The organism is Chelativorans multitrophicus (assembly GCF_011317445.1).
Classification (GTDB): Bacteria; Pseudomonadota; Alphaproteobacteria; order Rhizobiales; family Rhizobiaceae; genus Chelativorans; species Chelativorans multitrophicus.
The window spans coordinates 1-24,704 of the sequence record NZ_JAAAPL010000013.1; the positions used below are offsets into that span (position 1 = coordinate 1).

Below are 24,704 nucleotides of genomic sequence, written 5' to 3' on the forward strand. Positions count from 1 at the left end.
TCCCGGCCGAATGTTGCGCGCCGCATGACGTTCACCATCCGTTCGGCCTTAGCGTACGATTTGGCACTGCTCTTGTTCCGACCCCTATAAGTGGGCCGATCCGAGCGCCTCGAGGGGAAGTCATGACGGCAATGAAAGTCGGCAACCAGGACCAGACAGCCCTCGAGAAGGCGGTCCGGGGAGCGAAGCCGGCATTCGGCTACGCTATCTTCCTCGGCCTCTTCATCAACATCCTGGCTCTCGTCGCCCCGCTCTACATGATGCAGGTCTATGATCGCGTGATCATGAGCCGCAACATGACAACCCTGCTGATGCTGACGCTGATCGCCGGCGCGCTGCTCATTTCCTATGCCCTTCTCGAGGCTGCCCGCTCGCGAACGCTCGTCAGGGCCGGCATCCTGTTCGACCGGCAATCCAGCGATCAGGTCTTCGATTCCGTTCAGCGCTCAAACATCGTAAATGTCGGCGACGGCAGCAGCCAAGGACTGCGCGATCTCGACCGCGTTCGCGAGTATCTGACCGGTAACGGGCTGATAGCGATCTGTGATGCACCCTGGGCGCCGATCTTCATCCTTAGCTGCTTCATGCTCCATCCCTGGTACGGGTTCGTGGCGACGGCTGGTGCGATCGTCCTCTTTTTCCTGGGCCTGCTCAATAACCGGCTGACACGGACGCATCTGGAAGCTGGATCGAGGGCGGCGATAGGCGCCAACCATTATGCCACCACCACCCTGCGCAACGCGGAAGCAACCCGCGCCATGGGCATGATGGGCGCCCTGCGGGAGCGCTGGCAGAGGCAGCACGAAGACGTTCTTGGCTGGCAGGCCCTGGCCAGCGAGCGCTCCGGCGCCGTGATGGCGGTGTCCAAGTTCATCCGCATGGGGCTGCAGATCGCCATACTGGGCGTCGGCGCCTACCTGGTTGTGACACAGAACATTTCGGCGGGTTCGATGATCGCGGCCTCGATCATGATGGGCCGCGCCCTCGCGCCCGTGGAGCAGGCGGTCGGCAACTGGCGCGGCCTTGTAGCCGCCAGGGAATCCTACAGGCGTCTCAACGAGCTTCTGAAGGCAGTCCCCCCGGAGCGCGCCCGGATGTCGATGCCGACGCCGACGGGGGAGCTGTCGGTCGAGCAGGTGATCGCCGCTCCACCCGGAGCTCAAAAACCTGTCCTGAAGGGAATCACCTTCGCGGTGCGGCCCGGGGAGGTGCTTGGCGTGCTCGGTGCGAGCGGCGCCGGAAAGTCCACTCTCGCACGGCTTCTTGTGGGCGTATGGCCTTATGTTCAGGGCGCGATCAGGCTCGACGGAACCGAACTGCCACACTGGAACAGCGAGGAACTCGGCCACCATATCGGGTATCTTCCGCAGGACGTGGAGCTGTTCGGAGGCACGATCGCCGACAACATCAGCCGCTTCGACAGCAAGATGGATCCCGACAAGGTTATCGCGGCGGCGGAGATGGCGGGTGTCCACGACCTGATCCAGAAACTGCCGCAAGGCTACAACACCGAGATCGGGACAGGGGGGCAGGCGCTCTCCGGCGGCCAGAGGCAGCGTATCGGTCTTGCCCGCGCCGTCTACGGCAGCCCGCCCCTCGTCGTCCTCGATGAGCCCAACTCCAATCTCGATCTCGCCGGCGAGACGGCCCTGCTCGAGGCGATCAGGCGCCTGCGCGACTCGGGCAAGACCGTTGTTCTGATCACCCATAAGGCGAACGTCATCGGAGCCGTGGACAAGCTCCTGGTTCTCAATGACGGCGTGGCGCAGATGTTCGGGCCGCGGGACGAGGTGATGGCGCGCCTGTCCAGCCCGCGCGTCGTGCCGTTGCAGCCCAATGCCCAGTTCGCAGAAAAGGCCTGAACCGATGGCGACGAACAACGGCGCGCCCAAGGCAGCCGACAATTTCATGGGCCCGATCATATTCGGACTGGCCGTCGTCTTCCTGACCTTCGGCGTCGCCGGTGGCTGGGCCGCCCTGGCTCCTCTCGACAGCGCGGTCGTGGCGCCCGGCGTCGTCGCCGTGGAGAACAACCGGCGTCTCGTCCAGCACCTTGAGGGCGGCATCATTTCGGAAATCCTGATCCAGGACGGGCACAGGGTGGAAGAGGGGGCTGTCCTGTTCCGGCTCGACACCACCCGCGCCAGGGCGACGGAGGCCGTCGAACGCCAGTCCCTGCACGCCGCCCGTATCCTGGAAGCCCGGCTGATCGCCGAGCTCGACGGTCAGCAGGAAATCACCCTGCCCGAAGACATACTGAAGGTACGGGGCCAACCGGCGGTTGCGCAGGCGATCGCGGACCAGACCGCCCAGCTCACGGAACGCAGGAACTCGGTCAACGGGCAGATCGGCATATTGCGTGCCCGTGTCCAGCAGGCCAATACCCGCGCCAACGGCCTCAGCCAGGAGCTTGAGTCGACCAGGCAACAGATCGGCTACATCAATGAAGAGCTGATCGGCGTGCGACAGCTCCACGAGAAAGGCCTCGTTGCCGCGCCCCGGCTGCACGCGCTGGAACGCGAGCGGGCGCGGCTGGAAGGCGTCATCGGACGCACGATCGCGGAGATCAGCGGTGCCGAGGCGATGGCGGGAGAGGCCGAGCTTCAGATCCACCAGATCCAGCAGGAGCGCCTCGAGCGCACCGCGGAGCAGATCGTCGAGGTGCGCAAGACCATCAACGAGCTTCATGAACGCCTGACCGTCTCAAGCGACATCCTGCGACGCACAGCGATCCTGGCACCACGGTCAGGCAAGGTGCTGAACCTCAAGGTCTTCACTGTCGGCCAGGTGGTCAGGGCGGGCGAGACGCTTCTTGAGATCGTCCCCGACGACGAAGGCCTGATCATCAGCGTCCATGTCTCGCCCATGGACATCGACAAGGTGTTCGCAGGGATGAGTGCGGAGGTGCGCTTTACCGGCATCAAGGCGCATGAAGCGCACGTCGTCTACGGTCAGGTCCGAGAGATCTCACCGGACCGGCTCATCGACGAGAACACGCGCCAGCCTTATTTCCTCGTCCGCGTCGTGGTTGCCGAGAGCGACATTCCAGAACCGTTGCAGGGGCGGCTGTCGCCCGGCATGCCGAGCGACGTCATCCTTCCAACCGGGGAACGAACCGTATTGCAGTATCTGGTCGAACCTATGCAGACCGCACTGACGCGTGCTCTGCGAGAGGAATAGAAGCCGGGGGGCTGCTTGCAGGCAAAACCGAACTCACTTACGTTCGAATAGACTGCCCAATGGGGGCCCACGCAAAAACTGGTAATGATCATGCAGGCTAACGCGCAAAAAAAAGAAGAGACGGAGGCCCAAGTCTTACGCCGCCGCGCTGGCCGTTGGCTCAAGCAGAAACGGGAGGAACGCAGCCTATCGCAGCGTCAGCTCGCCGACTTGGTGGGGGTAGAATACTATACCTTCATTTCCCAGCTGGAGACGGGAAGGGGCCGGATTCCTGCCGAACGATATGTTGACTGGGCCAACGCCCTCGGCATTGCGCCCAGGGACTTCGTCTATGTCCTGATGCGATTTTATGATCCCATCACGTTCGCGCTTCTGTTTCCCGAGGAAGATGACAGCTTGCTTGAGCGCATCGGATAGGTAGGAAATGGTTCGGATCATCGGTTTTCTCCCTGCTGCACAGAAAACACCCAGGAGTGGTTGGTCAAACCAGGATCTGGGCGAGCTCTATCGCGTTGAAGGGGCGCTGCTGCAGGCAGGACTACACATCGAGACTGAGAGCGGCGTTTCCGACGAAGGTGATCCCTGGTTCGTTTTTTGCCATGGCGATAGCGGGGAGATGATAGTCCACTTCGCCCGCATAGATGGTCGCTACGTGGTAGCGGCTCCAGCATTGCCGAACCTCCTCAGGGGAAGCGATCTTGGATCAATCGTGCGCCGGTTTATCGCTGAAAATCCGGTTTCACTTCCCGTGCCGGAAGCCAACAGGCGCGACAACGTTCTTTTCCACCCGGCCGCTCTGCTTACGATCTTCGTCGCCACCATTTTCATCATGAGCTCCCCGAGCGAGAGCTTCGCCGCGACTGCCGAAGATGAGGGGGCAGTTGACGGTGAGGAGATCGCACCATTGGCGGGACTCGACATTCTGCCAGTTGCATCCGGGGACGATGAAAACAAGCAGCGGACCGGCGAGTCGGCCATGCTTCTGATCGCCGCCGCGATCGCGACCGAAATGGCCCGCCATCAGGAAGACGACACGGCGGGGAGCGTAACAGCAGCAGCCGTGCGGAACGCCTCTATAACCCGCTACTTTGACCAGGAGGGTGAAAGCGCCGCCAACGCCCACGATCTGTTTGGCCTTTCGGCTGCTTATTTTCTACCCGGACACGGGCCAGCTGACGAGCAGCTTCTGACCGCTGGTCCGGAAGATGAAGTCATCCTTCCAGATGGCTTCACCCTGATGACCAAAGTGGGCAGGGACGGGGGGCAAGTTATCTCCCTTTCACTTCCAGACGACGAGACGTCTGCTGTTTCCAGCGAGCGACCAGGAGAGCAGCAAGGCGTTATCGCGGTACTGGAGGAACCCGCTGTGGGCAGAGAGCAAGAGAAGGTCCAGACGGAACCTTCGGCTCAGGAACCCCTTCAGGCCGCTATCCAGTCCGAAGCACCGGAAACGGCGCGTGCCTGGGTTGAGGAAAAGACCCAGACCCAAGGTTTCATTGTCAAGGTTCTGCCTCCGGACGAGGCATCGGACGTCGCCGAGATCGTCGACATGGATGTGCTTGTGGAAACCATGGATGTGGACGCACCCACGGTCACGACAGACTTTCACCCTGCTTTCGATGAAGCTGCCAAGCAGGCAGTTCTATTTTTCCTGGGTTCGGACACCGACATCGCCATTATCGGCAATGCTTCTGGATCCATCATCATCTTCGACCAGTCCGATCTCGCCTCTGGAGAAGCTTTGTCCTTCAGGGTCTGGGTGTTCGAGGAGACCACGACGATAAGTATCGTAGGCCATTCCGACACGATCGCGGACGCCCTGGGTCTTGTCGCCTGACAAGCGTGAACCAGGCCAGGGCACTTTCCGCTTGCGGAGTATGTGTTTTACTGTATAGCCTTTCCAAGCCGTGCGAGTCACGCGCAAGGGAGGTTTTAAGAGGGGATTTCCGGACGACCAAATCGCTTTGACGGGATGCTGCGGCAGCGCAGCGTCAAACGGAATCCGCGGCGGTTCGGCTTAATTCGGAGTTCCACTACCTGATCTTCCCTTGGAAAATTCGCCGGTGATCGCGCCACCTGATGGTGGGCGGTCGAACCGCCGTCAGGTTCCACCATGTGCCTGGCGGTTCTGGTCTCATCATAGGGAAGAACCCAAATGTCGTTTCAATTCAACGAATCTTTCTACCTGACGAGCAACCCGGATGTATTTCTGGCGGTTGCTACGGGTCAGATGGCAAGCGGTCTTGCGCACTACAACCAGTTCGGCTGGGCTGAAGGACGCGATCCCAACGCCAATTTCGACAGCTCCTACTACGTCTCGCAGAATCCGGACGTAGCTGCGGCAGTCCTGGCCGGTCTCTTCGAAAGCCCGCTGCAGCACTTCCAGCTCTATGGTGCGGCCGAAGGTCGTGCGCCGAGCGAAGCTGCTGCCGAGCTGCTCGCTTACTTTGACGAGGCCGCCTATCTCGCCGCCAATCCCGATGTCGCCGACGCCATCGCGGACGAGCACTTCGCGAACGCCCTGGAGCACTACCAGCTCTACGGCCAGTTCGAGAACCGTCCCGGCCTGCCCGAGCTTCCGCCGGTCGGCGAGACGTTTGACCTCACCCAGGGTCCGGACACGGGCGCGGCCTTCACGGGCGGCGACGGCGACGACGTGTACAACGCCCCGGCTGTGCAGACCGGCCTGCTGCCAATCCAGACGCTCAACACCGCCGACGACATCGACGGCGGCGCGGGGCGCAACACGCTGAACGCGCAGCTGGTGGATCCCTACGTGATCCCTGCCGGCCTCTGGAACATCCACGAGGTCAACATTTCGAGCCCGGGCGGCATTACGCCCATCGTCCTGCCGAATCCCACCCTCGACGTGCTGAACGCGAATGCGATCGACACGATCAACTTCCGCAACTCGACCCAGAGCATAACGATCAACAATCTGTCGACGGCGCTCAACACGGTCGGCATCTATGACGAGATTCCCGCCACTGTCTTTCCCTTCATTCCCGGACCAGTGGCTCATATCATCAACCATGTAGGGTCGGCCACGGACGGCACCAACGACGCGCTGGCCATCGAGCTGCGCAACGCGACCGCCTCGACGCTGACCCTGAACCATGCCAGCCTCGCGCCGAATGCGGGCTACGAGATCTTCAACATCGACAGCATCGGCACGCTGGCGAACGTCTTCACGCTCGTGAACGGCGTTGGCGGCCCGCGCGACGTGACGATCGCCGGCAACAACGCGCTGACGATCAACGGGATCAGCTTCAACACGCTGCGCACCTTTGACGCCGTGGCGCTGATGGCGCCGTTGGTGGCGAACTTCCCCGGCGGCAGTTCGGCCGGCGACAATGTCAACATCACGGGAACGACGTTCGCCAACACCCTCACCTTCACCGGAACGGGGACGGGAGCACCGGGCACCGGTATCCTGACCGTCACCACCTTTGACGGCAATGACGTGCTGACGTTCAACGGCCATACTGGCGATGTCGTGGCGGCCCTTGGCGAAGGCGACAACACCCTTGCCTCCACCGGTGGAAACGGCGCCATCGAGGCAACTGCTGGCGCGGGCGACGACACCTTCACCGTCGATACCCACACCGGCAACGTGACGATCGACGGCAGCGACGGTAACAACGTCTTCAACATCGGTGGAACGGGAACCACCCCCTACAGCGGTCCTGCCGCCCTTATTGGCAACGTCAATGGCGTCGTCGACCTGAAGGGCGGTGACGGCGATGACACGTTCAACTTCTATCAGGTGGACAATGCCACGAACTTCAAGGCCGGCGATAGCGTCGACGGCGGCGGTGGCGACAACGACCTCCTGCGCTTTGATGTTTTCAATGCCACGCTGGTGGCGGTTAACCTTCTGGTTCCCGGAACCACGATTGCGAATATCGAGACGATCCGCGTGACGGGTGATCTCTTTGGCGATCTTGCTGGCGTGCTCAACGTCGACTGGGCGAACTCGGGTTCGGCCAACCGTCTCGAACTGGCGGCCAATGCTCTGGGGGTCGTCAATGTCACCAATCTGGATTTCGCAAATGGCGATACCGTCGCCGTCTACCCGATAGCCAATACCGGTATTGGGACGCTGCTGAATCTGACCCTGGAGCGGGGCTTCGTCACCGCCCCAGCGTTCAACCTCGAACTGAACGATGGCGTGATTGTCCACATTCTCAACGTCGGCACGGGCAGCGACCTGCTCAATCTGGCCTCGCTGGGTGATCCCGCTACTGACATCAACTCCATCTTCGATGCCAGCAACATCAACGCAGGCGTGGTCGCCATCACGGGTGACACCGATCTGTTGATGGGCAACAGCTTGGCGAACGCGTTCGACCAGAATAACGCCGTCATTAATCTGTCCGACTTCACCGGGAATGCCTTTATCGGAGTGAATGAAGGCTTGCAGACCATCAATGACGGCTCCGGGGATGATCTGTTCGTCGTGTACCAGACCGGCAATGGCGGTCTCGACCGGAAGATCATCAACCTCTCCGCGGACGGCGGGGCTGACACAATCAGCTTCAGTGACGCCTTCGGCGGCGGCGGCCAGCTTCAGCAGAACCATCTTGTCACCGGCTTCGACCTTGCCGTGGACCAGGTGATGCTGAATCTGAACGGTGCAACGACGCTGTTCAATCAGGTTCAGACCCCTGAGGCGACCAATGGCGTCGCCATCACGAATCAGGACGTGGTGATCCGCGAGATTGAGCAGGGTGAAACCTCGAATCTCTCCGCTTCGAACATCAATTTCCTGAAGTTCGTGGCGCCTGCGGTGGGTGTGGACATGGTGGGTGCGGTCGACGCCCTGTTCGATGCCGCCATCGGTGCCGGCCAACTGAATGTTAATAGCGCCGGTGCGTTCTTCGGCGCTGCCTACGATAGCGTCGCTGAAGCAATGGTCCTGTTCCAGATCACCAGCGCCGATGCGATCATCACGGCAACGGATACGGCGGAAGGCATCGCGGTCATCGAGATGAGCTATGATGACTTCCTGGCCTTCGACGCCTCGAACCTCTACTACGACAACGCGTTCCTGACAGCGTAAGTCGTCATCGACAACGGCCCCGCCCCCTTTCCGGGGGCGGGGTTTTCTTTTTGATAGAAGCGTCCCTACACGGGGGCACCATATCCTGACCGGGGAGACGTGGCGCATGCCGAGATATGTTCCCATCAGCCGCACGAACCATGCCGGCAAGACATGGAAGCGGGCCCAGACCTACGGCTTCGCGTCCAGGCAGCCGGTAGCGCCGGTCGTCGGCCTTGAGCTTGCGACCGCCGCCGTCAACATGCCGCTCGGCTTCATCAGGCAGGGCGAAAATTATCACCTGGCGGCGCTGCTCTCCTTCGGGCAGGACAGCAATCTCTTCGTCGGCACCGATGGGCGCTGGGCGGGCACCTACATCCCTGCGGCATTCCGTTCCTATCCCTTCCGCCTGATGCGTCAGGAAGGGGGTGAGCAGATGATGGTGTGCGTGGACGAGGAAAGCGATCTCGTCCGTGACGATGACGAGGGAGAAGCCTTCTTCCAGGATGGTGGGAAACCCTCGAAGCTGGTCAACCAGATCGCCGACTTCCTGCAGCAGTACGAGGCGAGCCGGCTTGCGACGGACATCGCCGTGAAGGCGCTCGACGAGGCCGGCGTGATCGGCCCTTGGGAGATCACGGTCAAGGGCAAGGACCGTGAGCTTCCCGTCACCGGCCTGTTCCGGATCGACGAAACGAAGCTGAACGCGCTCGATGACCAGACCTATCTGGGGCTTCGGAAAGCAGGGGCGCTCGGGGTGGCCTATGCGCAGATCGTTTCGATGAACCGCCTCGAGGTTCTGGGACGCTTGGCGGAGCACCACGAGAACGTGGCAAAGGCCCGACAGCAGGCCAAGCCGCTGCCCGAACTGGACGAGCTGTTCGGAAACGACGACAAGCTGATATTCTAGAGCGACGTGCGTTCTGATTGACTCGAATGGGATTCCCGTGAGGTGGCTTTCGTGATTCACTCCGGCAGGAGGTGATTTGCGATGCCGAGATCCTATTCGCTTGATCTTCGCGAGCGCATTGCTCGGTTTGTCGAAAGTGGCGGATCGCGTCATGCTGCTGCTGCGCATTTCGGCGTTTCGGTCTCGTTCGCGGTGAAGCTGATGGCAGCCTATCGCCAGACGGGCAGCCTCAAGGCAAAGCCCGCGGGTGGCTGGCGCTATTCCAAGCTCGATGCGCACAGCGACTTCCTGATCCGCCGGGTTGCCGAGAAGGATGACATCACCATGCCGGAACTGGCGGCCGAACTGGCCGAACAAGAGACGGTGGTCGATCCGTCCTCGATCTCGCGCTGGTTGATCCGCAACGGCTATCGCTTCAAAAAAAACGCTGCTGGCCAGCGAGCAGGACCGGCCGGACGTCGCAGCCGCACGCCAGACCTGGATGACCAGGCGCCAGCCCAGGATGCGGCTTGATCCGCATCGGCTCGTCTTCATCGACGAGACCGGCACCACCACGAAGATGACCCGCCTGCGCGGCCGATGCCCGAAAGGTCAGCGGCTGCGCTCGAAGGCGCCTTTCGGCCACTGGAAGACCCAGACCTTCATCGCCGGCCTCAGATGCTTCGGCCTGACCGCACCCTTCGTGGTCGACCGACCGATGAACCGACGCATCTTCGAGACCTATGTCGAGACCCAACTCGCCCCGACACTTTCGACCGGCGACGTCGTCATCCTCGACAATCTCGCCGCCCACAAGAGCCCAAAGGCTGAGGCCGCCATCAAGGCGCGTGGGGCATGGATGCTCTTCCTGCCGCCCTACAGTCCCGATCTCAACCCGTGTATGGATGGCTCCTGCGGGTCAAGGGTTTTGTGAGCATATGACGGCTGGTCGGCTGCGGCCATGTATTCGGCGTCTGTGTGCAGCAGATGTGCTGCGCGCCATGATGAATGTCCGCTGGAGTATGGGTCCCACTCAATCGAACGCGCTTGATGGCGCTTCGGATTCATCGGGGTGTCCCGTGTTGTCCTCTCCGTCAGTTCGCCATCACCTCACATTGCCCTGACCAATCCTTCAACCTGTGCTCGGCCGGATCATGCCGCCGAGACGCGCGGTTTGTAGCTCGTTCCGTCGCGCAGAAGCGCAAAGATCGTCCGCGCCATTCGGTTCGCCAGCGCAATCGCGACGACCCTGGTCCCCTTGGACGCCAATTTGCGCGACAGCCAATCCGATCCTGGGCGGCGGCTCCTGCGCCGGACCATGATCTGAGCCATCGCCCCGAGATACAGCAGACGTCGGATGTAGCGGTTCCCCATCTTCGAGATGCCGCCGCTCCTCGGCTTGCCGCCAGTAGAATGCTGTTTCGGTGTGAGACCGAGCCAGGCGGCGTAGTCCCGTGCCGAGCCGAAGTTGCTGATGTCGGGAGTTGTCGCGGAAATCGCCGTTGCCGTCAGCACGCCAACTCCGGGAACCGACGCCAGCCGTCGGCTCACGTCGTTCCGCCGGTGAACCTCTTCGATCTCATCGGTCAGCCGCTCGATCCGCGCCTGCGTATCCGCGAGTTGATCGAACAGCGCCTGAAGCGGCAGGCGCGCGGCCTCAGGCAAAGCGGTAAGTTCCGCTTCCAGGTCCGCGACGCGCTTCGATCCTTTTGCCGTCACGATCCCAAACTCGGCCATGTGAGCCCGGATCGCATTGCCGGTTTGCGTGACCTGCCCGACAAGGAAGTCCCGTGCCCGGTGCAGAACCAAAGCGGCGGAATCTGCCTCGCCCTTCACAGGAACGAAGCGCATCGACGGCCGGGTCACGGCTTCGCAGATCGCCTCGGCATCGGCCGCATCTGTCTTGCCACGCTTGACGTAGGGCTTCACGTAGCTTGGCGGCATCAACCGAACCTCGTGGCCCATCGACTGCAACTCGCGCGCCCAGTGATGCGCTCCCGAACAAGCCTCCATGCCGATCAGGCAGCATGGTCGTCCTTCGAAGAATCCAACAAACTGGCTCCGCCGAAGCTGGCGCCGCACCACCACATTGCCGGCGGCATCAACACCGTGGACCTGAATGACGTTCTTGGCGAGATCGACGCCGACTGTGCTAACCTCAAACATGGGTGGCTCCTCCATGTTGGGACAATGACACCCCATCATGGCGCATTGCGACGCCGGGAGCAGGAGCCATCCACACCATCAATCGAGATGGCATTCGCAAAGCTCAAGGCCCATCTCAGAGCCCGAGCCATCCGCACCATCGACGGCCTCTGGAACGCAATCGGCGACATCTGCGCACTCTACTCACCCGCAGAATGCAGCAACTTCTTCAAAGCAGCCGGATACACCTGAATGCACGTTGCTCTAGAGCAGCGGGCGTTCTGACGAACGCAGCTTCCGCTGCTCCAGCTTGTTTCCTTTAGCCGCATTTATGCGACGTCAGACGATTCCATCTGACTGCAAAATGCTCTAAATCATGTCTCCCGAAAGTGGGAACCGGTTTCGGGATAAAGACATGCGAAAAAAAACAAGGAACTAAAGCGTAGGGAGTGAATCTGAAAGATCGCGACGCGCTTTAGAGCGGGTTGCTATCCCTCGGATTGGCTTCCCGCGCCTCAGGTCCTGCCTTCAGCATATCCTTAATCCCGAACCCCGAATTTCGCCTTTTCGGCCCGGTGCTGCGGCCGGAGGGCGCTTGACCATGCGTTGCCTGAAATGGAAAGTTAGGCAGAAGATTTCGGAAAATCCGGGAATGCGATGAGCGGATTCGATTCCGGGCGGCATGGAGGAGGACCGGTTGTCGAGGATGGCCTCACGCTCGACCTCGACAGGCTCCGGCGCGACGGGACATTTCCGCCGGCGGAAGGCTGGTGGCAGGGCTCCCTGGTCTGGACGGATACCCGCAGCGGCGCGCGGATCGCCTCGATCGGCTACGAGATCAGCCTCGGCGCGGGCGAGGGGTGGATGCGCCTGCGCTATGCGAGCACCGATCCCGGCTCCGGGGAGAAGCGGGACGCCGACTACCGCATCAGCCTGACAAGCATTCCGACGCGGTTCGGCGGGCGCCGCTGGTATTTCCGCTGCCCGCATCTCGGCCTGCGCTGCGGCAGGCTCCACCTGCCGCCGGGAGCGTTCATCTTCGCCTCCCGGCAGGCCCATCGCCTCGCCTATCGCTCGCAGCGCGCCACGCCCAGGGACCGGGCGCTCGACAAGGCGCTCAAGCTGCGCCGGCGTCTCGGCAGCGAAGGAGGCGTCGGCGATCCCGTCCCGAAGCCGAAATGGATGCGATGGCCGACCTATGAACGACGGCTGGAGCAGGTCCTGGAGGCGGACGAGCGTTGCGAAGAGCACCTGATCACGCTGGCCGCCAATCTGCTCGAACGTCGTCGGGCCGGGACGAGAGGGCGGACATGACGCCCGCCGCCGCTCAGCCCGTGTGGCTTCCCGCGCCGTGCCGCGCGACCCAGTCGTCCTTCATCAGCGGATTCGACCTGCTGCCCTTGGCATCCTGCACCACGGCCCAGTCCAGGGCTTCCCAGTTGTCTGCCCCGAAGCTTCTCGCGAAATCGTCCAGCGCTTCCTGACCAAGGCCGAAGGCGAACACGTCGCGCGCGAAGCGTTCTTTCGCGACCGCGGGATGCTGAGCGGAGCCGAAGGGAATGGAGGGGTCGGTCGAGCCATAGTCGCGGTTGTGCGGCATGATGGTCGTCGCCCGGGAGCCGTCGGCGCGCATGATGGCGAACGACGCCAGCCGGCCATGCAGCGATGAGGCCGGGTTGTCGAAGAAGGAAGGCAGTATCCGCCCGCCGGACGCGCCCGCCATCGGGCCGTCCAGCGGCCGGAACGCGCCGGTGCCGCCAATCGTCTCGGAATCGAGGGACCGGGAGCCGTCGAGCAGCGGCGCGGACCATTTCCGGTCCATCCCCCGCAGCCCCGACGCCAGCTCGTCCTTGACCTGTCCGTAGGCCGCCACCGTATCGAGGCCGCCATCCCAATCGGGCAGGTAGTGCTGCCAGTTCTTGTGGACGTAGAGGGCGTCCCTGGCCTCCTTGACGCTCGCGCCGGTGGCGGCCATGAACTGGATCATGTTCGGCTTTCCTGTCGCCGCCGGCGCCGGTTCGTCCGTCACCAGCGCCCCGAAGTCTTCTGCCTTGTCGGGTAAACCGGTGCCGGAGGACGACCGCTGCTGCGCGGCCACGAATTGCCCGTTTCCGATCCTCGCCAGCCCATCCATGCAATCGTCCCTGCCAGAGAATTATCCGCCTGTGAGTGCGTTTTCCCCGTAGCATGCGAGCCTGACGCGAGGCTGTCGGCCACGCAATGGCCGACGTTATACCATCCTCGTCAGCCAGTTGCCCGTGTCATCCAACCGGCAATCAAGGACCGGCGTCATGACGCCCGCTTTCCCCGGTTCCCTTTTCGTCCGGAGCGGTCAGCCGCCGAAGAGCCCGCCGGACCTTCCCCTGGTTCGCCCGCGAGAGCCTTACATGGCGCAGCAGCCAACGCAGGAGATCAATGACCGCAGGCTTTGCCCGGTCCGGGCCAAGCTCCCGGGCGGCCGCGATGGCGACCTGCAGCGAGCCCGCCTGGAAGACGACTTTCTTTCGATAGGGCGTCGCCGCAGGTTGGGCGGTCAGGATCGAGACCCAGAACGGGTTGGCCTCCGCGAAGAAGGATTGCAGTTCGTGTCCCTCCTGCGAAACGCATTCCTCGAGCGGCAGCCTTTCCCAAATCCGCCAGGCTTTCCCGTCCCGCAGAACCGGCCCCTCCTCCCCCAGAGGGCGACACGTCCGGCGGATAAAGAACATCAGCTGATCGATCTTCTGGAGCACGATGCTGTCATACAGGTAGCCGACCAGCTGGTAGCGGTTGTCCGGGCTGCCGAAGCGGGCGAGGTATTCGACAAACTGGCCGATCGTCTGGTCTCCCCAGGCATCCAGCGACGTCCTGCTCGCTTTCCAGGGCTCGACGAACCGGTCGGGCATGAATTCCGCCGCCATGTCCGCATGCGCCTTCCAGAGCGCCATCAGGTCGTGGGCGAAGAAGCGGGTGTCTTGACCGTTGAGGAGCAGGCTCGCCTTCAGATATTTCTCGGCGGCATGGGCAGCCATCCAGAAGCCGTCCAGCGTCATCCCCCGCAGGAAGGCGTGGCGGCTGAGAATGTAGTTGTGGTCGGCCGTCCTGATCAGGGACGTCCTGATGAAGACCGTCCTGGGGTCGTGCTCCGTCATCCTCATCCTTCCAGGAACAGGTGGGAACGTCCTTTTAAGGCATGTTAAAATATTGTGCCGATATCATTATCGGTGAGTTGACCATCGTTAATGCGCCGGCCCTGGTTTTACCAGCATCGGGACGAAGACAAGGCATGATATGAAACCGAAACCCTTTGGACGCAGGGAGCCCGTTTGCGCCCCCGGCCCGCGTGCGACAAAGGCCGCGGGCAACACCGAAGCCCCGATGCAGGTCAGGCAGCAGGAGCCGAGAACTGAAAGGATCAACATCCTCCGTCAGGATCTCGGTCCGAGCAACTTGGTTGACATCCTGAAAGGAATGATCCGGCGGGGCTGACATGTCCCTTTCTTGAAGGAGGCGGATTGTTTATAGCGGGGCCTGCCTTATAGAGGCAGGCGAAGCCATATTGCTGCCCTAAAGAGGGGCGCAGACAGTGGCGGACAATCCGGGAACCATTCCATCAAGAGGCAATGATGAGCGAAGCCAATTCCTCCCCGCCTATCGCTCCGCGGTTCGTTGAAATGCCGAAGGCGGTCAGACTGAACGTGGTCGGAACAGAAAACGGGCTCGCCGTAGACTTTACCTACCAGCCTGGCGACAAGACCGACGATATAACAATGCGCCTCCCCCTTACGGCTGAAGAGGCAGCGCATCTCGCCCGGATGCTCACATCCCCGACCTAGTCGTCCCCGCGGCAGGCGAATGCGCTTGCGCAGCCTCTCGTTGAGATTTATTGCTGCCGGGCTGCAACTCCTGCGACGCGGTTCAGAAACGCGTAGAAAGCCATGACAATCCTGACGGCCGTCCATCATCGCAACGTCGCCCTGCAGGATTTGCGGGATGCGGTTTCCCGCTGGCAGCTATGGGGACTTCTTGGCTGGCAGGATATCCTGCAGCGCTACCGGCGCTCGATCCTGGGCCCCTTCTGGATCACGGCCAGCATGGGTGTGCTGGTGACGGCGCTGGGGCTACTTTATGCCAACCTCTTCAAGATCGAAGTAGGGGCGTTCCTGCCCTTCATCGCGGTCGGCTTCATCTTCTGGACCTATATCAGCACGACGCTGAATGAGGGATGCTCCGTCTTCATCTCCGCCGAGGGCATAATCAAGCAACTGGATATGCCGCTCAGCCTGCACGCATTCCGGGCCGTATGGCGAAACCTGATCATCCTGGCCCACAACCTGATCGTCCTGGTGGTCGTGGCCGTCATCTTCTCGGTCGATATAGGCCTGCAAACCCTGGCCGTCATACCGGGCCTTGCCCTGCTGGCCCTGAACAGCCTTTGGATGATGATCGTCCTGGGCTTTGCCGGGGCCAGGTTCCGGGACATCGCGCCGATTGTCGGAAGCATCCTGCAGCTGGCGTTCTTCCTGACCCCGATCATCTGGAAGCCGGAGCTTCTCCAGGGACGGACCTTCATCCTGAACGCCAATCCATTCTATCATTTCATCGAGCTCGTGCGAGCGCCCTTGCTCGGAGGCAGCGTAGGGCTGATCTCATGGGGCGTCGTTCTGGGAATAACGCTTCTCGGATGGGCGGCGGCCCTGGCAGTGCTTTCCCGCTACGGCAGGCGCCTGGCTTACTGGCTCTAAGAGAACACACAATGGTCAGCATCACGCTAGAAAACGTCTCCGTCGAGTTCCCTATCTACAATTCCGACAGGCGGTTGTTGCGACAAACCTTCCAGGCCGTGGCGGGCATGAGCCGTATCCGGCATCATTCAAGCGGTCAGGTTTCGGTCAAGGCTCTGCACAATATCGATCTGGCCATCCGTGAAGGCGATCGCGTCGGACTTATCGGCCTGAACGGCGCGGGAAAAACGACGCTCCTTCGCACGCTGGCGGGTGTTTACAAGCCCTCATCGGGTACGCTGCGCAGATCAGGACGGGTAGCGCCGCTGTTCGATATAGGTCTCGGCCTCGACATGGAGGCTACCGGATACGAAAACATCTACCTGAAGGGTCTCCTGCTTGGCATGAGCCGGCAGGAGATCAGACAGAAACTCGATGACATCGCAGAGTTCACGGAGCTCGGCGAATATCTGGGAATGCCGGTGCGGACATATTCGAGCGGCATGCTTCTGCGTCTGGCATTCGCCGTCTGCACCTCCGTCCAGCCCGAGATCATCCTCATGGACGAGTGGATCGGCGTGGGCGACAGTCATTTTCTCAAGAAGGCGACCGCCAGGCTACGCCAGTTCGTGAACCAGTCGAGCATTCTGGTTCTCGCATCCCATAGCGACGCTCTCATCAGGGAAGTCTGCAGCAAGTGCCTTCTGATGAATCAGGGACATGTGGTGGCCTACGGCGACGCGGGGGATGTGCTGCATCAATACAGCCTCTTTGGGCCAGCGCCTTTCTTCGATCCGAAACTCTATCTGAAGGCCAATCCCGATGTCGCGACATCGGAGCTTGTGGGCCAGACGCCATGGTTCCATTTCATGGCCTATGGGGTCTTCGAGGCGCGCGATCTCGGAAATGGCATCAGGCTGTCCGACTTTGCCGAGGATCCGGTATTCGCCAAGGCTGTCGCAGAGAAGGACACACATACCGCACTCATGCGGATCGTCGCAGTCGCGCCTTTCCTGCCGGACTTCCAGAGGCCGGCAGGATGGAAGCTCGACCGGGATAGCCCGCTTCCGGTCGATTTTGTGCCCTTGCCCGGCAAATATCTGATTCTGCCTCCCGGTTATGAGGTTCCCGCCGGCTCCCAGGCGCCTGACGGGCTGTTCCTGAGCGAGGAGACCCTGGACGGGCCGGGGAACACCCATCGCCGGGCGGTCTTTGGTTGAACATGCAGGACAATACGCCCAGGTGAACAACCTGCTCAAATCGCTGTTCCGCAGATTACCGCTGAGCCGGAACATGCGTGCCGCCATACGCAGGTTTCTGGCCAACTTCCCGGCACTGTCCTCCGAGGCATTGGATCCCCGAAGCGTCCGCGGGGAAATTCAAGAGCCGGTCCGTTCGAGGCAGGGGCCAGAGAGCCCGGATCATATCGTGGTTCCGGAGGGCTGGAGATGCAACCCCGGATCCCCCCTGGTGATCGTGCGCGCGGGTATACGGCAAGTGTTCACGCAGGCGGTCCTTCAGCGCCTGATGGATGCGAATGTGGACGGTGAAGATTTCCAGATCTGCGTTCTGACACGGTGGCCGGTCAGACAGCGCCTGCGAAGAGATCTGAAGCGACTGGCCTCCGCAAATCCGGACGCATGGCGCCGCACCCTCCCGGGTCTTCTGAAGCTGATCGCCGATCAACCCGGGCGGGATCTCATCATCCTGAACGACACCTGCCTTGTGCCAAATGGATGGGCTTCCCGGCTGCGTTCGACCATCAGACAGTCGGACCCCGGCATCGCTACCGTTTCGCCGTTGACGACGGGAACGGGAACAACGGGTTATCCGCTACAAAGCGGTCCCGATGATCCAGAGCTTGAGATAGATTGGCCCGTACTTGATCGGCTGGCATCCGAGGCAGATGACGCGAGACAAGCAGGGCCGATCCATCTGCCGCATGCCCCGGATTCCTGCGTCTACGTCACGCGCGGATGGTTTGAGAGCCTTGGCAAGTGGCGGGCCGCTTCACTTTTCCTCGGCCTGCCCGTCTCCGGTGGCGTTCATCTGCTCGCCCCCCAGGTGATCGTCCGGAAATGCGCCTCTCCAGCGGCCACATGGAAACGCCGGCAGACCATGGAGACCCAGAACAACTTCCCGTCGATATGCTTTTCGCTCGACCTCGCCCGCCTTCGCCTGGCCGCCGGTAACAGGGCGGTCCTGTTCGTCACTCACGGGCTGGGGGGCGGAACCGAGCTTCATGTGACGGACATGGCCCGCCGGCTGGAAAAGGAAGGGACAAGCGTCTTCTTCCTGAGGCCGGTCGGCAAGGATGGGACGGCCGTCAGGCTGGCGAGCCTCGACACGAGGCAGATGTCGGTTCTATCCCGTCTCCAGCTTCCTTCCGATTTCGGCATCCTCGCTGCGGCGCTGCGGGAGCTGGGAATCAGCTTCGCTCATATTCATCACCTGGCGGGGTTCTCCGCCAAGGGAATCGAGCTGATTATGCAGTTCATGAGGGAAGCTGGCTTCCCATATGATCTGACGCTGCATGACCACACAGCCATCTGCCCCCGCATCTTGCTGCTTGACGGGAACGGACGATATTGCGGCGAGCCTGATACGGACGGCTGCCGGGCCTGCATATCGAGAAACGGCTCCGACTTCGGCCAGGTCGATATAGCCGAATGGCGGTCCATCTGGTCCACCATTCTCGAAGGCGCCCGCAACATCTACGTTCCCTCCCTGTATCTGCAAAGCCGCATCAACCGGTACTTCCCGGCAATCCGGCCGATATTCCGATCCCATCCTGTCCTGGAGAGCGATCGCGCCCTTGTCGTATCCCGCCGCCCAACGGCGCCGGATGAGCATGCCTCAGAGGGTCGTTCGAGGCGGATCGCCATTCTGGGCGCCCTTGTTGGGCACAAGGGATTCGACGTCGTTCTTCGATGCGCGGCCGACGCGCGAATCCGGAGGCTGCCGCTGGAGTTCGTCGTCATCGGCTTCACGGCCGATGATCATGCCGCGAACCGGGCAGGAATCCGCGTCACGGGAGCATTCGACCCTCAGGATCTGTCCGCGCTGATCCTTCAGGAGCGGCCTTCTGCCGTTCTTTTTGCCTCGATCGTGCCGGAAACCTATTCCTATACGCTCTCTACCGTCTTCGCATTGGGGCTGATGCCTATAGCCTTCGACACAGGCGCTGTCGCCGAACGCTTGCGCAATGCCGGCCGCGGTCATCTCCTGCCGCTCTGCCTGATCGACAATCCCGCCGGGATCAACGACCGGCTTCTTGTGCTGCCCGAAACCTGCTATACCCCTTTCGCCGAAGAAGCAGGCTTTTATCCTGACCTTGAATGGAGCTATTACGGGGGCATTCCATAAGCCTGCGGAGACGGAACATCCCGCGCTTCGAACAAAAGCGGACATGCTCTAGCCCATTGAGCGGCGATCAACCCTGACCGACCTGCCTGCACCGGCTGGTCAATCCCCGGTCTCCTGCGGGAACTGGTGCTCTGATCCACCCCCCGGAAACATGACCTCCATCGAAACGGTGACCTGATTTGAACTGGATAACCAAGCTAAGGCGCGCCAAGCCTCACCGGTATGAAGGTTATGTCGACCTTATCAAGGAAGATGCCCTTTCCGGATGGGGGATGAAAATTGACGAGAACGGCCACATAAGGCCGGTCTGGATCGATATCAGCATCAACGCCGTTCCGGTTGCGACCATTTCTGCCTCCACCTTCCGCTCCGATGTCCTCGGTCAGGATATGGGAGACGGCTATTGCGGCTTTCACTTCAATCCTCGCCTGTATCTGCGCGAAGGCAGAAACCGGCTTCGCCTCACCTTTGCCGGTACCGATCAGCTTCTCCGGGGGGGCGAAAAAGAGATCCTCGTCATCGATCCTCCCGCCGCCATTCTGCAAGATCATGCGGGCGACGAGTTCGTTCTGGTGGGCGAGGAATTCACGAAGCACCTCATTGGCCTCTGCAACCTTCAGCCGAAAGGCAGCGTCCTCGATATCGGATGCGGCACCGGGCGTATGGCGATACCGCTGGCCAAATATCTCGGGGAAGACGGATCCTATGTCGGGTTCGACGTATTCGGTCCCGGCATCGAATGGTGCCGGGCGCATATCGGGACGCACAGGCCCAATTTCCGCTTCGAAACGGCGGATGTCGACAATGGCCTTTATAATCAGAAAGCGGCGTCCCCTGCTTCGGAATACCGGTTTCCATGCGAGGACGAGAGCATTGACGTCGTTCTTGCCGCTTCGGTGTTCACCCACCTGCTCGCAGATGATGTCCGTCATTACCTGAAAGAGACGAGGAGAATCCTGAAGCCGGGAGGGCGCTGCCTGATAACAGCCTTCCTGATGAACAAGGAAGCCGGCCAACTCATTGCGGATGGCAAAAGCCGTCACTTCACATTCCGGCATCGCACAGGAGACTGTCTCGCAGAAGACCCCGCTCGCCCGGAGGCTGCCCTGGCATATGAAGAAGAACTGCTCACAGCGCTTTTCCGAGAGGCCAGACTTCAGATAGAAGAACCGATCCGCTATGGCCTCTGGTGCGGCCGCGATGAATTCCTGAGCTACCAGGACATCATCGTCGCCCGCCGTCCCGACATCCCGACCGAAGCGTCCTGATCGCCAGCCCGGTTGCTTCAGCGCTGTATCCAGGCTTGAGAGAATGAAAACCTGCATATTCACCAGCATTGCGCTCAATTACCTGCCCAAGGCGAGCGTCCTCGCCGAGAGTGTCAAGGCACGCCATCCCGATATTCATTTCTGCCTGCTGGTAGGGGAGCCCGTTCCAGACTGGCTAAGGGATTCCACTCATCCTTTTGACGAAGTCGTCTCTTCAGACTCGCTTGTCCCAGACAGGTCCTGGATTTTCAAGCACAGCATTGTTGAGTATTGTACAGCAATCAAAGGACAAATGCTTGTAAATATTCTGGAAAGAGGCATTTTTGATAATGTATTTTATTTTGATCCTGATACGGTCCTCCTTGATAGGATAGATAGGCTTATTGAACGGTTTGAGATATATTCCGTACTCCTGACACCACATATTCTTGATCCCGAAGAAAGCGATCAGGCGATAAGGGACAATGAAATCATTGCCCTGCAACATGGCGTCTACAATCTCGGGTTTCTGGGGGTGAAAAATGATACGGCCGGCAGGCGCTTTGCCGAGTGGTGGCGTCATCGTCTGACCAATTATTGCCGGGACGATATTCCCAAAGGACTGTTCACGGATCAGCGCTGGGTGGATCTCGCCGTTGCCTATTTTCCCGAGATTGAGATCGTCCGCGATGCGGGCTGCAATGTCGCGACCTGGAACCTGACTCACCGGACGGTCGAAGGCAGCTTTGACCGGGGCTTCACAGTCAACGGCAACCCTCTTACATTTTATCATTTTTCCGGGTTTGACAGCGGCAATCAGCTCGCCATGCTGCAGCGCTACGGAAATGAGGCTCCCGCCCTCTATGAATTGCGGCGCTGGTACATAGATGCCTGCGCCAAGCATGAAGCATCCGTTCCCGCTCTTGGACCTTGGCGGTATGGTTTCTTCGACAGCGGGAAGACCATCTCGACGAGCCAGAGGCGCGTGTACCGCGAGCGGCCGGACCTTCAGGAGACCTTCCCCGATCCCTTCGACGATTCCGGTGACAAGAAGGGTTATCGCGGCTGGTTCGAGCGGCGGTCAGGCGACGAGCTTCTCTACGAAAATACCATTTCGGCAGACCATCTGCGCAGGGAACTGGAGATGATTTACCGCTCCAGGGGCTGGAAGCTACTGACCTTTCTGCGCACCGCAAAAAGGCGGTTGTCCTTGTGGAGGGCCTGATGCCGGCGGGAGACAGTCCGTGGCGAGTTTGACCGATATTCCCTCCGAAGCCGAAGCCGAAGCCGAAGCGGGAAGCGATTTCCTTTCCGCCCTGCCCTATGTCACGAAGCAGGCCCGTCACGGATTGGTCAGCTTTCTGGAAAACGATGATCCCATCGGCCAATGCCTGCTGCGCTATGGCGAATGGGCAGAGGGAGAAGTCGCCCTTCTGGCAGCCTTCATCAGGGAGGGCGACACCGTTCTGGACATAGGGGCGAATGTTGGCTGCCACAGCATCGCCTTCGCGCAAATGGTGGGAGGGAAAGGGCGTGTCGTTGCCTTCGAACCCCAACCCCATCTTCATGCGCTGCTCCGGCGGAATGCCGAACAGAACAACCTCTCCCAACTGACCACATTCTGCCAGGGAGCAGGCGCGCGGCCTGGCGAATTGTGGATCCCAAAGCTCGACTACACCGATGTGAGGAATTTCGGGGCCGTAAGCCTGAAAACAAGGAAGGAAGGCAAGGAAGCGGGGTTGCGGGTGCCCGTCACCTGTATCGATGATCTGGCTCTCGAAGACTGCCGGCTTCTCAAAATCGACGTCGAGGGCATGGAACTTGAGGTCCTCAAGGGTAGCCGGGAAACCCTGAAGCGCCACGCTCCGATCGTCTACGCTGAAATGAACAGTGTCGAAGCCGGGGCAGACCTTATGAAGCACATGGCCCAGTATGGCTATGCAGCCTTTTATCATGCTGCCCCTGCCTTCAACCCGGACAATTTCCTCGGATCGGAAGACAACTTCCTGGGCTTTGCCCATGAAAGCAATCTTCTGTTCCTGCCGGCTTCGTCGCAGCAGACCGATCCCTTTCCTTCAGGCGTTCCCGCATCGTGCCGCGAAGTTCGAACCTTGGATGACCTTGCACGGGAATTCATGGAAACCCCTAGATGGGGAGATCCAGAGACCGATACCTCCCTGTCACTTGCCCGTCGACTGGCCGCCCTTCAACAGGAGATGAGCGGGCTGCGCGAGGAAACCTCGCATCTTCAAGCCATGCACGATAAATGGCGGCAAGAAGCGGGGCATTTACGGTATGAGTATGAGCGCCTCGAGGTTTCCCTCGACATGGCGCATGCCCAGCGCAGAGAACTCGAAGCGTCGCTGGCCATGCGATACGGCGCCCTGCTCGAGAGGCAGATCTCCCGTTTCAGGCGTGGCCCTCTTCGTCCTGTGTGGCTGTCGATCAGAGCCTTGTTTGTCTTGGGAAGGAAGGCTTTCCGTCGAGCGACCAGAACCAGACGCTTGCACAGGCTGATCGAGACAAGCGGCCTGTTTGACCGAGCCTATTACGCGACCCAGACGGATGAACCAGTCAGGGATCCGATAGGACATTATCTCTCTCACGGGTCAGCGAGAGGATTGAAGCCGAACCCCCTGTTCGCCCCCGATTTCTATCGCGCTACCTATCCTGATGTTGCACAAAGCGGTGAAGAACCGCTGGTTCATTTCCTGCGGGCCGGAGCGCGGGAAGGCCGGCGGCCAAACCGTACGTTTCACACGTCCTTCTATCTCGCCGAAAACCGGGATGTGGCGCGTCTGGGACTGAACCCCCTGGCGCATTTTCTGAGTGCGGGACAAGCAGAGGGGCGGCGTCCCAATCCTTTCTTCGACCCTTCCCGACACCCCGGGATTCTGAATGAAATCCGCCTCGTGGCCTCGGAGGACTGTCCGCGCATCCTTATGATCAGTCACGTTCATGGGGGCGGCACGGAGCGCCATATACGCGATCTAGCAACCCTATACCGCGACCAGGCCGAGTTCTTTTATCTCATTCCCTCGCCCGAGTGGAACAATGCATTACAGCTCTCATGCCTCGGCAGGAGCGCCACACGAATTCCTGACATACAGATCGATGTGAACACAGGAAGCGAGGAACTGGTCAGCCTGGTTCGCGAGCTAAACCTGTCCCGCCTTCACATCCATCACGTCATGGGAACGCTGGACTGGCTGCGGCCCTTGGTCGAGGCCCTAGGCCTGCCATTCGATGTAACCTTGCATGATTACTATCTCCTGTCTTCCGATCCGCATCTGGCGGGAGTCGATATGCGTTACGGAAAGGAGCTCGGTCAGATCTGCGGCCTGGTCGGCCTCAACGATCCGGACGCGTCGCTTCCAACGGAAACAGCCTGGCGGGAATCGCTTCGATGGGTTTTCGAGCAGGCCCAGCGGATAATCGTACCGAGCCGTGACATCCAGCAGCGGATTGTATCTTTCGTTCCCCAGGAGCGGCTCATTGTCGCCAGTCATCCGGAAACCGCGACAATGGATACCGTCGTCAAACCGGAGCCTCTGGCCGCCGACGAAGCATTGCGGATTGCCGTTCCAGGCGTTTTTGCCATGCACAAGGGAGCCGACCTGGTGGAAGCATGCGAGATCATCTCACGTCATGCCGGGCTGCCGATCGAATTCAAGGTTCTTGGCGGTCTTGGACCTCACTATCGCCTCTCGCCCTATTCCTCAATCGACCTGAAGGGACGTTACGAAGAAGGGCAGCTGGATGACCTGTTGATGTCGATGAAACCCCATCTGGCGTGGCTGCCTGCCCAATGTCCAGAAACCTACTCCTATACGCTCAGTCATTGTCTCCACCTTGGGCTCCCCGTTGTCGCTTCGGATCTGGGCGCCTTTCCTGAACGGCTTGCCGGACGCGATTGGAGCTGGACATTGCCGTGGGACATGCCCGCCGAGGACTGCTGCGCGTTCTTCATGACTCTCAGACGTGACTTCCTGTCAGGAAAGCCCCCGCGGCGATCGCAAACTCCAACGCCAGCAGATACCGAGGCCATCCGTTTCTATGAGACCTCCTATCTCTATGTCGATCCTGCGAGGGATCGACCTTCCGGCAGGAGTCATCATCAGTGAGTACAAGCC

At 60.7% G+C, this 24,704-nt stretch carries 19 protein-coding genes and 1 pseudogene; 17 read left to right on the top strand and 3 right to left on the bottom strand.

All coding sequences use genetic code 11. The annotated features are described in order from the left end of the window. Positions 1-122 precede the first annotated feature (122 nt). The 8 genes from GNP00_RS22835 (at position 123) to GNP00_RS23525 (ending at position 10,044) form a co-directional block, all read left to right on the top strand. Positions 123-1,862 (top strand): type I secretion system permease/ATPase, encoded by a 1,740-nt coding sequence (locus GNP00_RS22835; protein ID WP_166016329.1) that lies wholly within the window; start codon positions 123-125, stop codon positions 1,860-1,862. Between the two features lie 4 nt (positions 1,863-1,866). Further along, positions 1,867-3,180 carry an HlyD family type I secretion periplasmic adaptor subunit gene (locus GNP00_RS22840; RefSeq protein WP_166016331.1) on the top strand — a complete coding sequence of 438 codons (1,314 nt, stop codon included), beginning with the start codon at positions 1,867-1,869 and terminating at the stop codon, positions 3,178-3,180. Between the two features lie 90 nt (positions 3,181-3,270). Beyond that, a complete protein-coding gene (locus GNP00_RS22845; protein WP_166016333.1) occupies positions 3,271-3,597 on the top strand; it encodes a helix-turn-helix domain-containing protein in 327 nt (108 codons plus the stop codon). Between the two features lie 7 nt (positions 3,598-3,604). After that, positions 3,605-5,017 (top strand): hypothetical protein, encoded by a 1,413-nt coding sequence (locus tag GNP00_RS22850; protein WP_166016335.1) that lies wholly within the window; start codon positions 3,605-3,607, stop codon positions 5,015-5,017. 318 nt (positions 5,018-5,335) lie between these two features. Next, complete coding sequence (locus GNP00_RS22855) at positions 5,336-8,242, top strand: beta strand repeat-containing protein (protein WP_166016337.1); 2,907 nt, start codon at positions 5,336-5,338, stop codon at positions 8,240-8,242. 106 nt (positions 8,243-8,348) lie between these two features. Beyond that, positions 8,349-9,131 carry a SapC family protein gene (locus GNP00_RS22860; RefSeq protein ID WP_166016339.1) on the top strand — a complete coding sequence of 261 codons (783 nt, stop codon included), beginning with the start codon at positions 8,349-8,351 and terminating at the stop codon, positions 9,129-9,131. 81 nt (positions 9,132-9,212) lie between these two features. Continuing rightward, positions 9,213-9,644: a helix-turn-helix domain-containing protein gene (locus GNP00_RS23520; protein ID WP_246263746.1), complete on the top strand. Its 432-nt coding sequence runs from the start codon at positions 9,213-9,215 to the stop codon at positions 9,642-9,644. After that, positions 9,613-10,044 (top strand): IS630 family transposase, encoded by a 432-nt coding sequence (locus GNP00_RS23525; protein ID WP_246263747.1) that lies wholly within the window; start codon positions 9,613-9,615, stop codon positions 10,042-10,044. Before GNP00_RS23520 ends, GNP00_RS23525 begins: the two co-directional genes overlap by 32 nt. A gap of 218 nt (positions 10,045-10,262) precedes the next feature. Here the strand turns inward: GNP00_RS23525 and GNP00_RS22870 are convergent, their stop codons facing one another. Beyond that, on the bottom strand, positions 10,263-11,276 hold the full coding sequence (locus GNP00_RS22870; RefSeq protein WP_166016341.1) for an IS110 family RNA-guided transposase: 1,014 nt from the start codon (positions 11,274-11,276) through the stop codon (positions 10,263-10,265). A 66-nt stretch (positions 11,277-11,342) separates the two neighbouring features. Here GNP00_RS22870 and GNP00_RS22875 point away from each other — a divergent pair. Together GNP00_RS22875 and GNP00_RS22880 are read left to right on the top strand one after the other, a co-directional pair. After that, positions 11,343-11,507: pseudogene (locus GNP00_RS22875) on the top strand (IS630 family transposase); the annotation flags it as partial. 405 nt (positions 11,508-11,912) lie between these two features. Further along, positions 11,913-12,569: a hypothetical protein gene (locus tag GNP00_RS22880; protein ID WP_207634037.1), complete on the top strand. Its 657-nt coding sequence runs from the start codon at positions 11,913-11,915 to the stop codon at positions 12,567-12,569. Positions 12,570-12,582: 13 nt separating this feature from the next. Here the strand turns inward: GNP00_RS22880 and GNP00_RS22885 are convergent, their stop codons facing one another. Further along, positions 12,583-13,389, bottom strand: a complete 807-nt coding sequence (locus GNP00_RS22885) for a hypothetical protein (RefSeq protein WP_166016343.1) — start codon at positions 13,387-13,389, stop codon at positions 12,583-12,585. Positions 13,390-13,531: 142 nt separating this feature from the next. Next, entirely contained in the window at positions 13,532-14,386 is an 855-nt protein-coding gene (locus tag GNP00_RS22890; protein ID WP_166016345.1) for a HEPN domain-containing protein, read from the bottom strand. Positions 14,387-14,860: 474 nt separating this feature from the next. Here GNP00_RS22890 and GNP00_RS22895 point away from each other — a divergent pair, with 474 nt between their 5' ends. The 7 genes from GNP00_RS22895 (at position 14,861) to GNP00_RS22925 (ending at position 24,695) form a co-directional block, all read left to right on the top strand. Next, on the top strand, positions 14,861-15,070 hold the full coding sequence (locus tag GNP00_RS22895; RefSeq protein WP_166016347.1) for a hypothetical protein: 210 nt from the start codon (positions 14,861-14,863) through the stop codon (positions 15,068-15,070). Between the two features lie 102 nt (positions 15,071-15,172). Then, a complete protein-coding gene (locus tag GNP00_RS22900; RefSeq protein WP_166016349.1) occupies positions 15,173-15,979 on the top strand; it encodes an ABC transporter permease in 807 nt (268 codons plus the stop codon). 11 nt (positions 15,980-15,990) lie between these two features. Next, on the top strand, positions 15,991-17,178 hold the full coding sequence (locus GNP00_RS22905) for an ABC transporter ATP-binding protein (RefSeq protein ID WP_166016351.1): 1,188 nt from the start codon (positions 15,991-15,993) through the stop codon (positions 17,176-17,178). Positions 17,179-17,428: 250 nt separating this feature from the next. Next, positions 17,429-19,324, top strand: coding sequence for a glycosyltransferase family protein (locus GNP00_RS22910; protein ID WP_166016352.1), 1,896 nt, complete (start codon positions 17,429-17,431; stop codon positions 19,322-19,324). Between the two features lie 179 nt (positions 19,325-19,503). Then, on the top strand, positions 19,504-20,592 hold the full coding sequence (locus tag GNP00_RS22915; protein ID WP_166016354.1) for a class I SAM-dependent methyltransferase: 1,089 nt from the start codon (positions 19,504-19,506) through the stop codon (positions 20,590-20,592). 43 nt (positions 20,593-20,635) lie between these two features. After that, on the top strand, positions 20,636-21,796 hold the full coding sequence (locus GNP00_RS22920; protein WP_166016356.1) for a glycosyl transferase: 1,161 nt from the start codon (positions 20,636-20,638) through the stop codon (positions 21,794-21,796). A gap of 19 nt (positions 21,797-21,815) precedes the next feature. After that, positions 21,816-24,695 (top strand): FkbM family methyltransferase, encoded by a 2,880-nt coding sequence (locus GNP00_RS22925; protein ID WP_166016358.1) that lies wholly within the window; start codon positions 21,816-21,818, stop codon positions 24,693-24,695. The last annotated feature ends 9 nt before the right edge of the window (positions 24,696-24,704 follow it).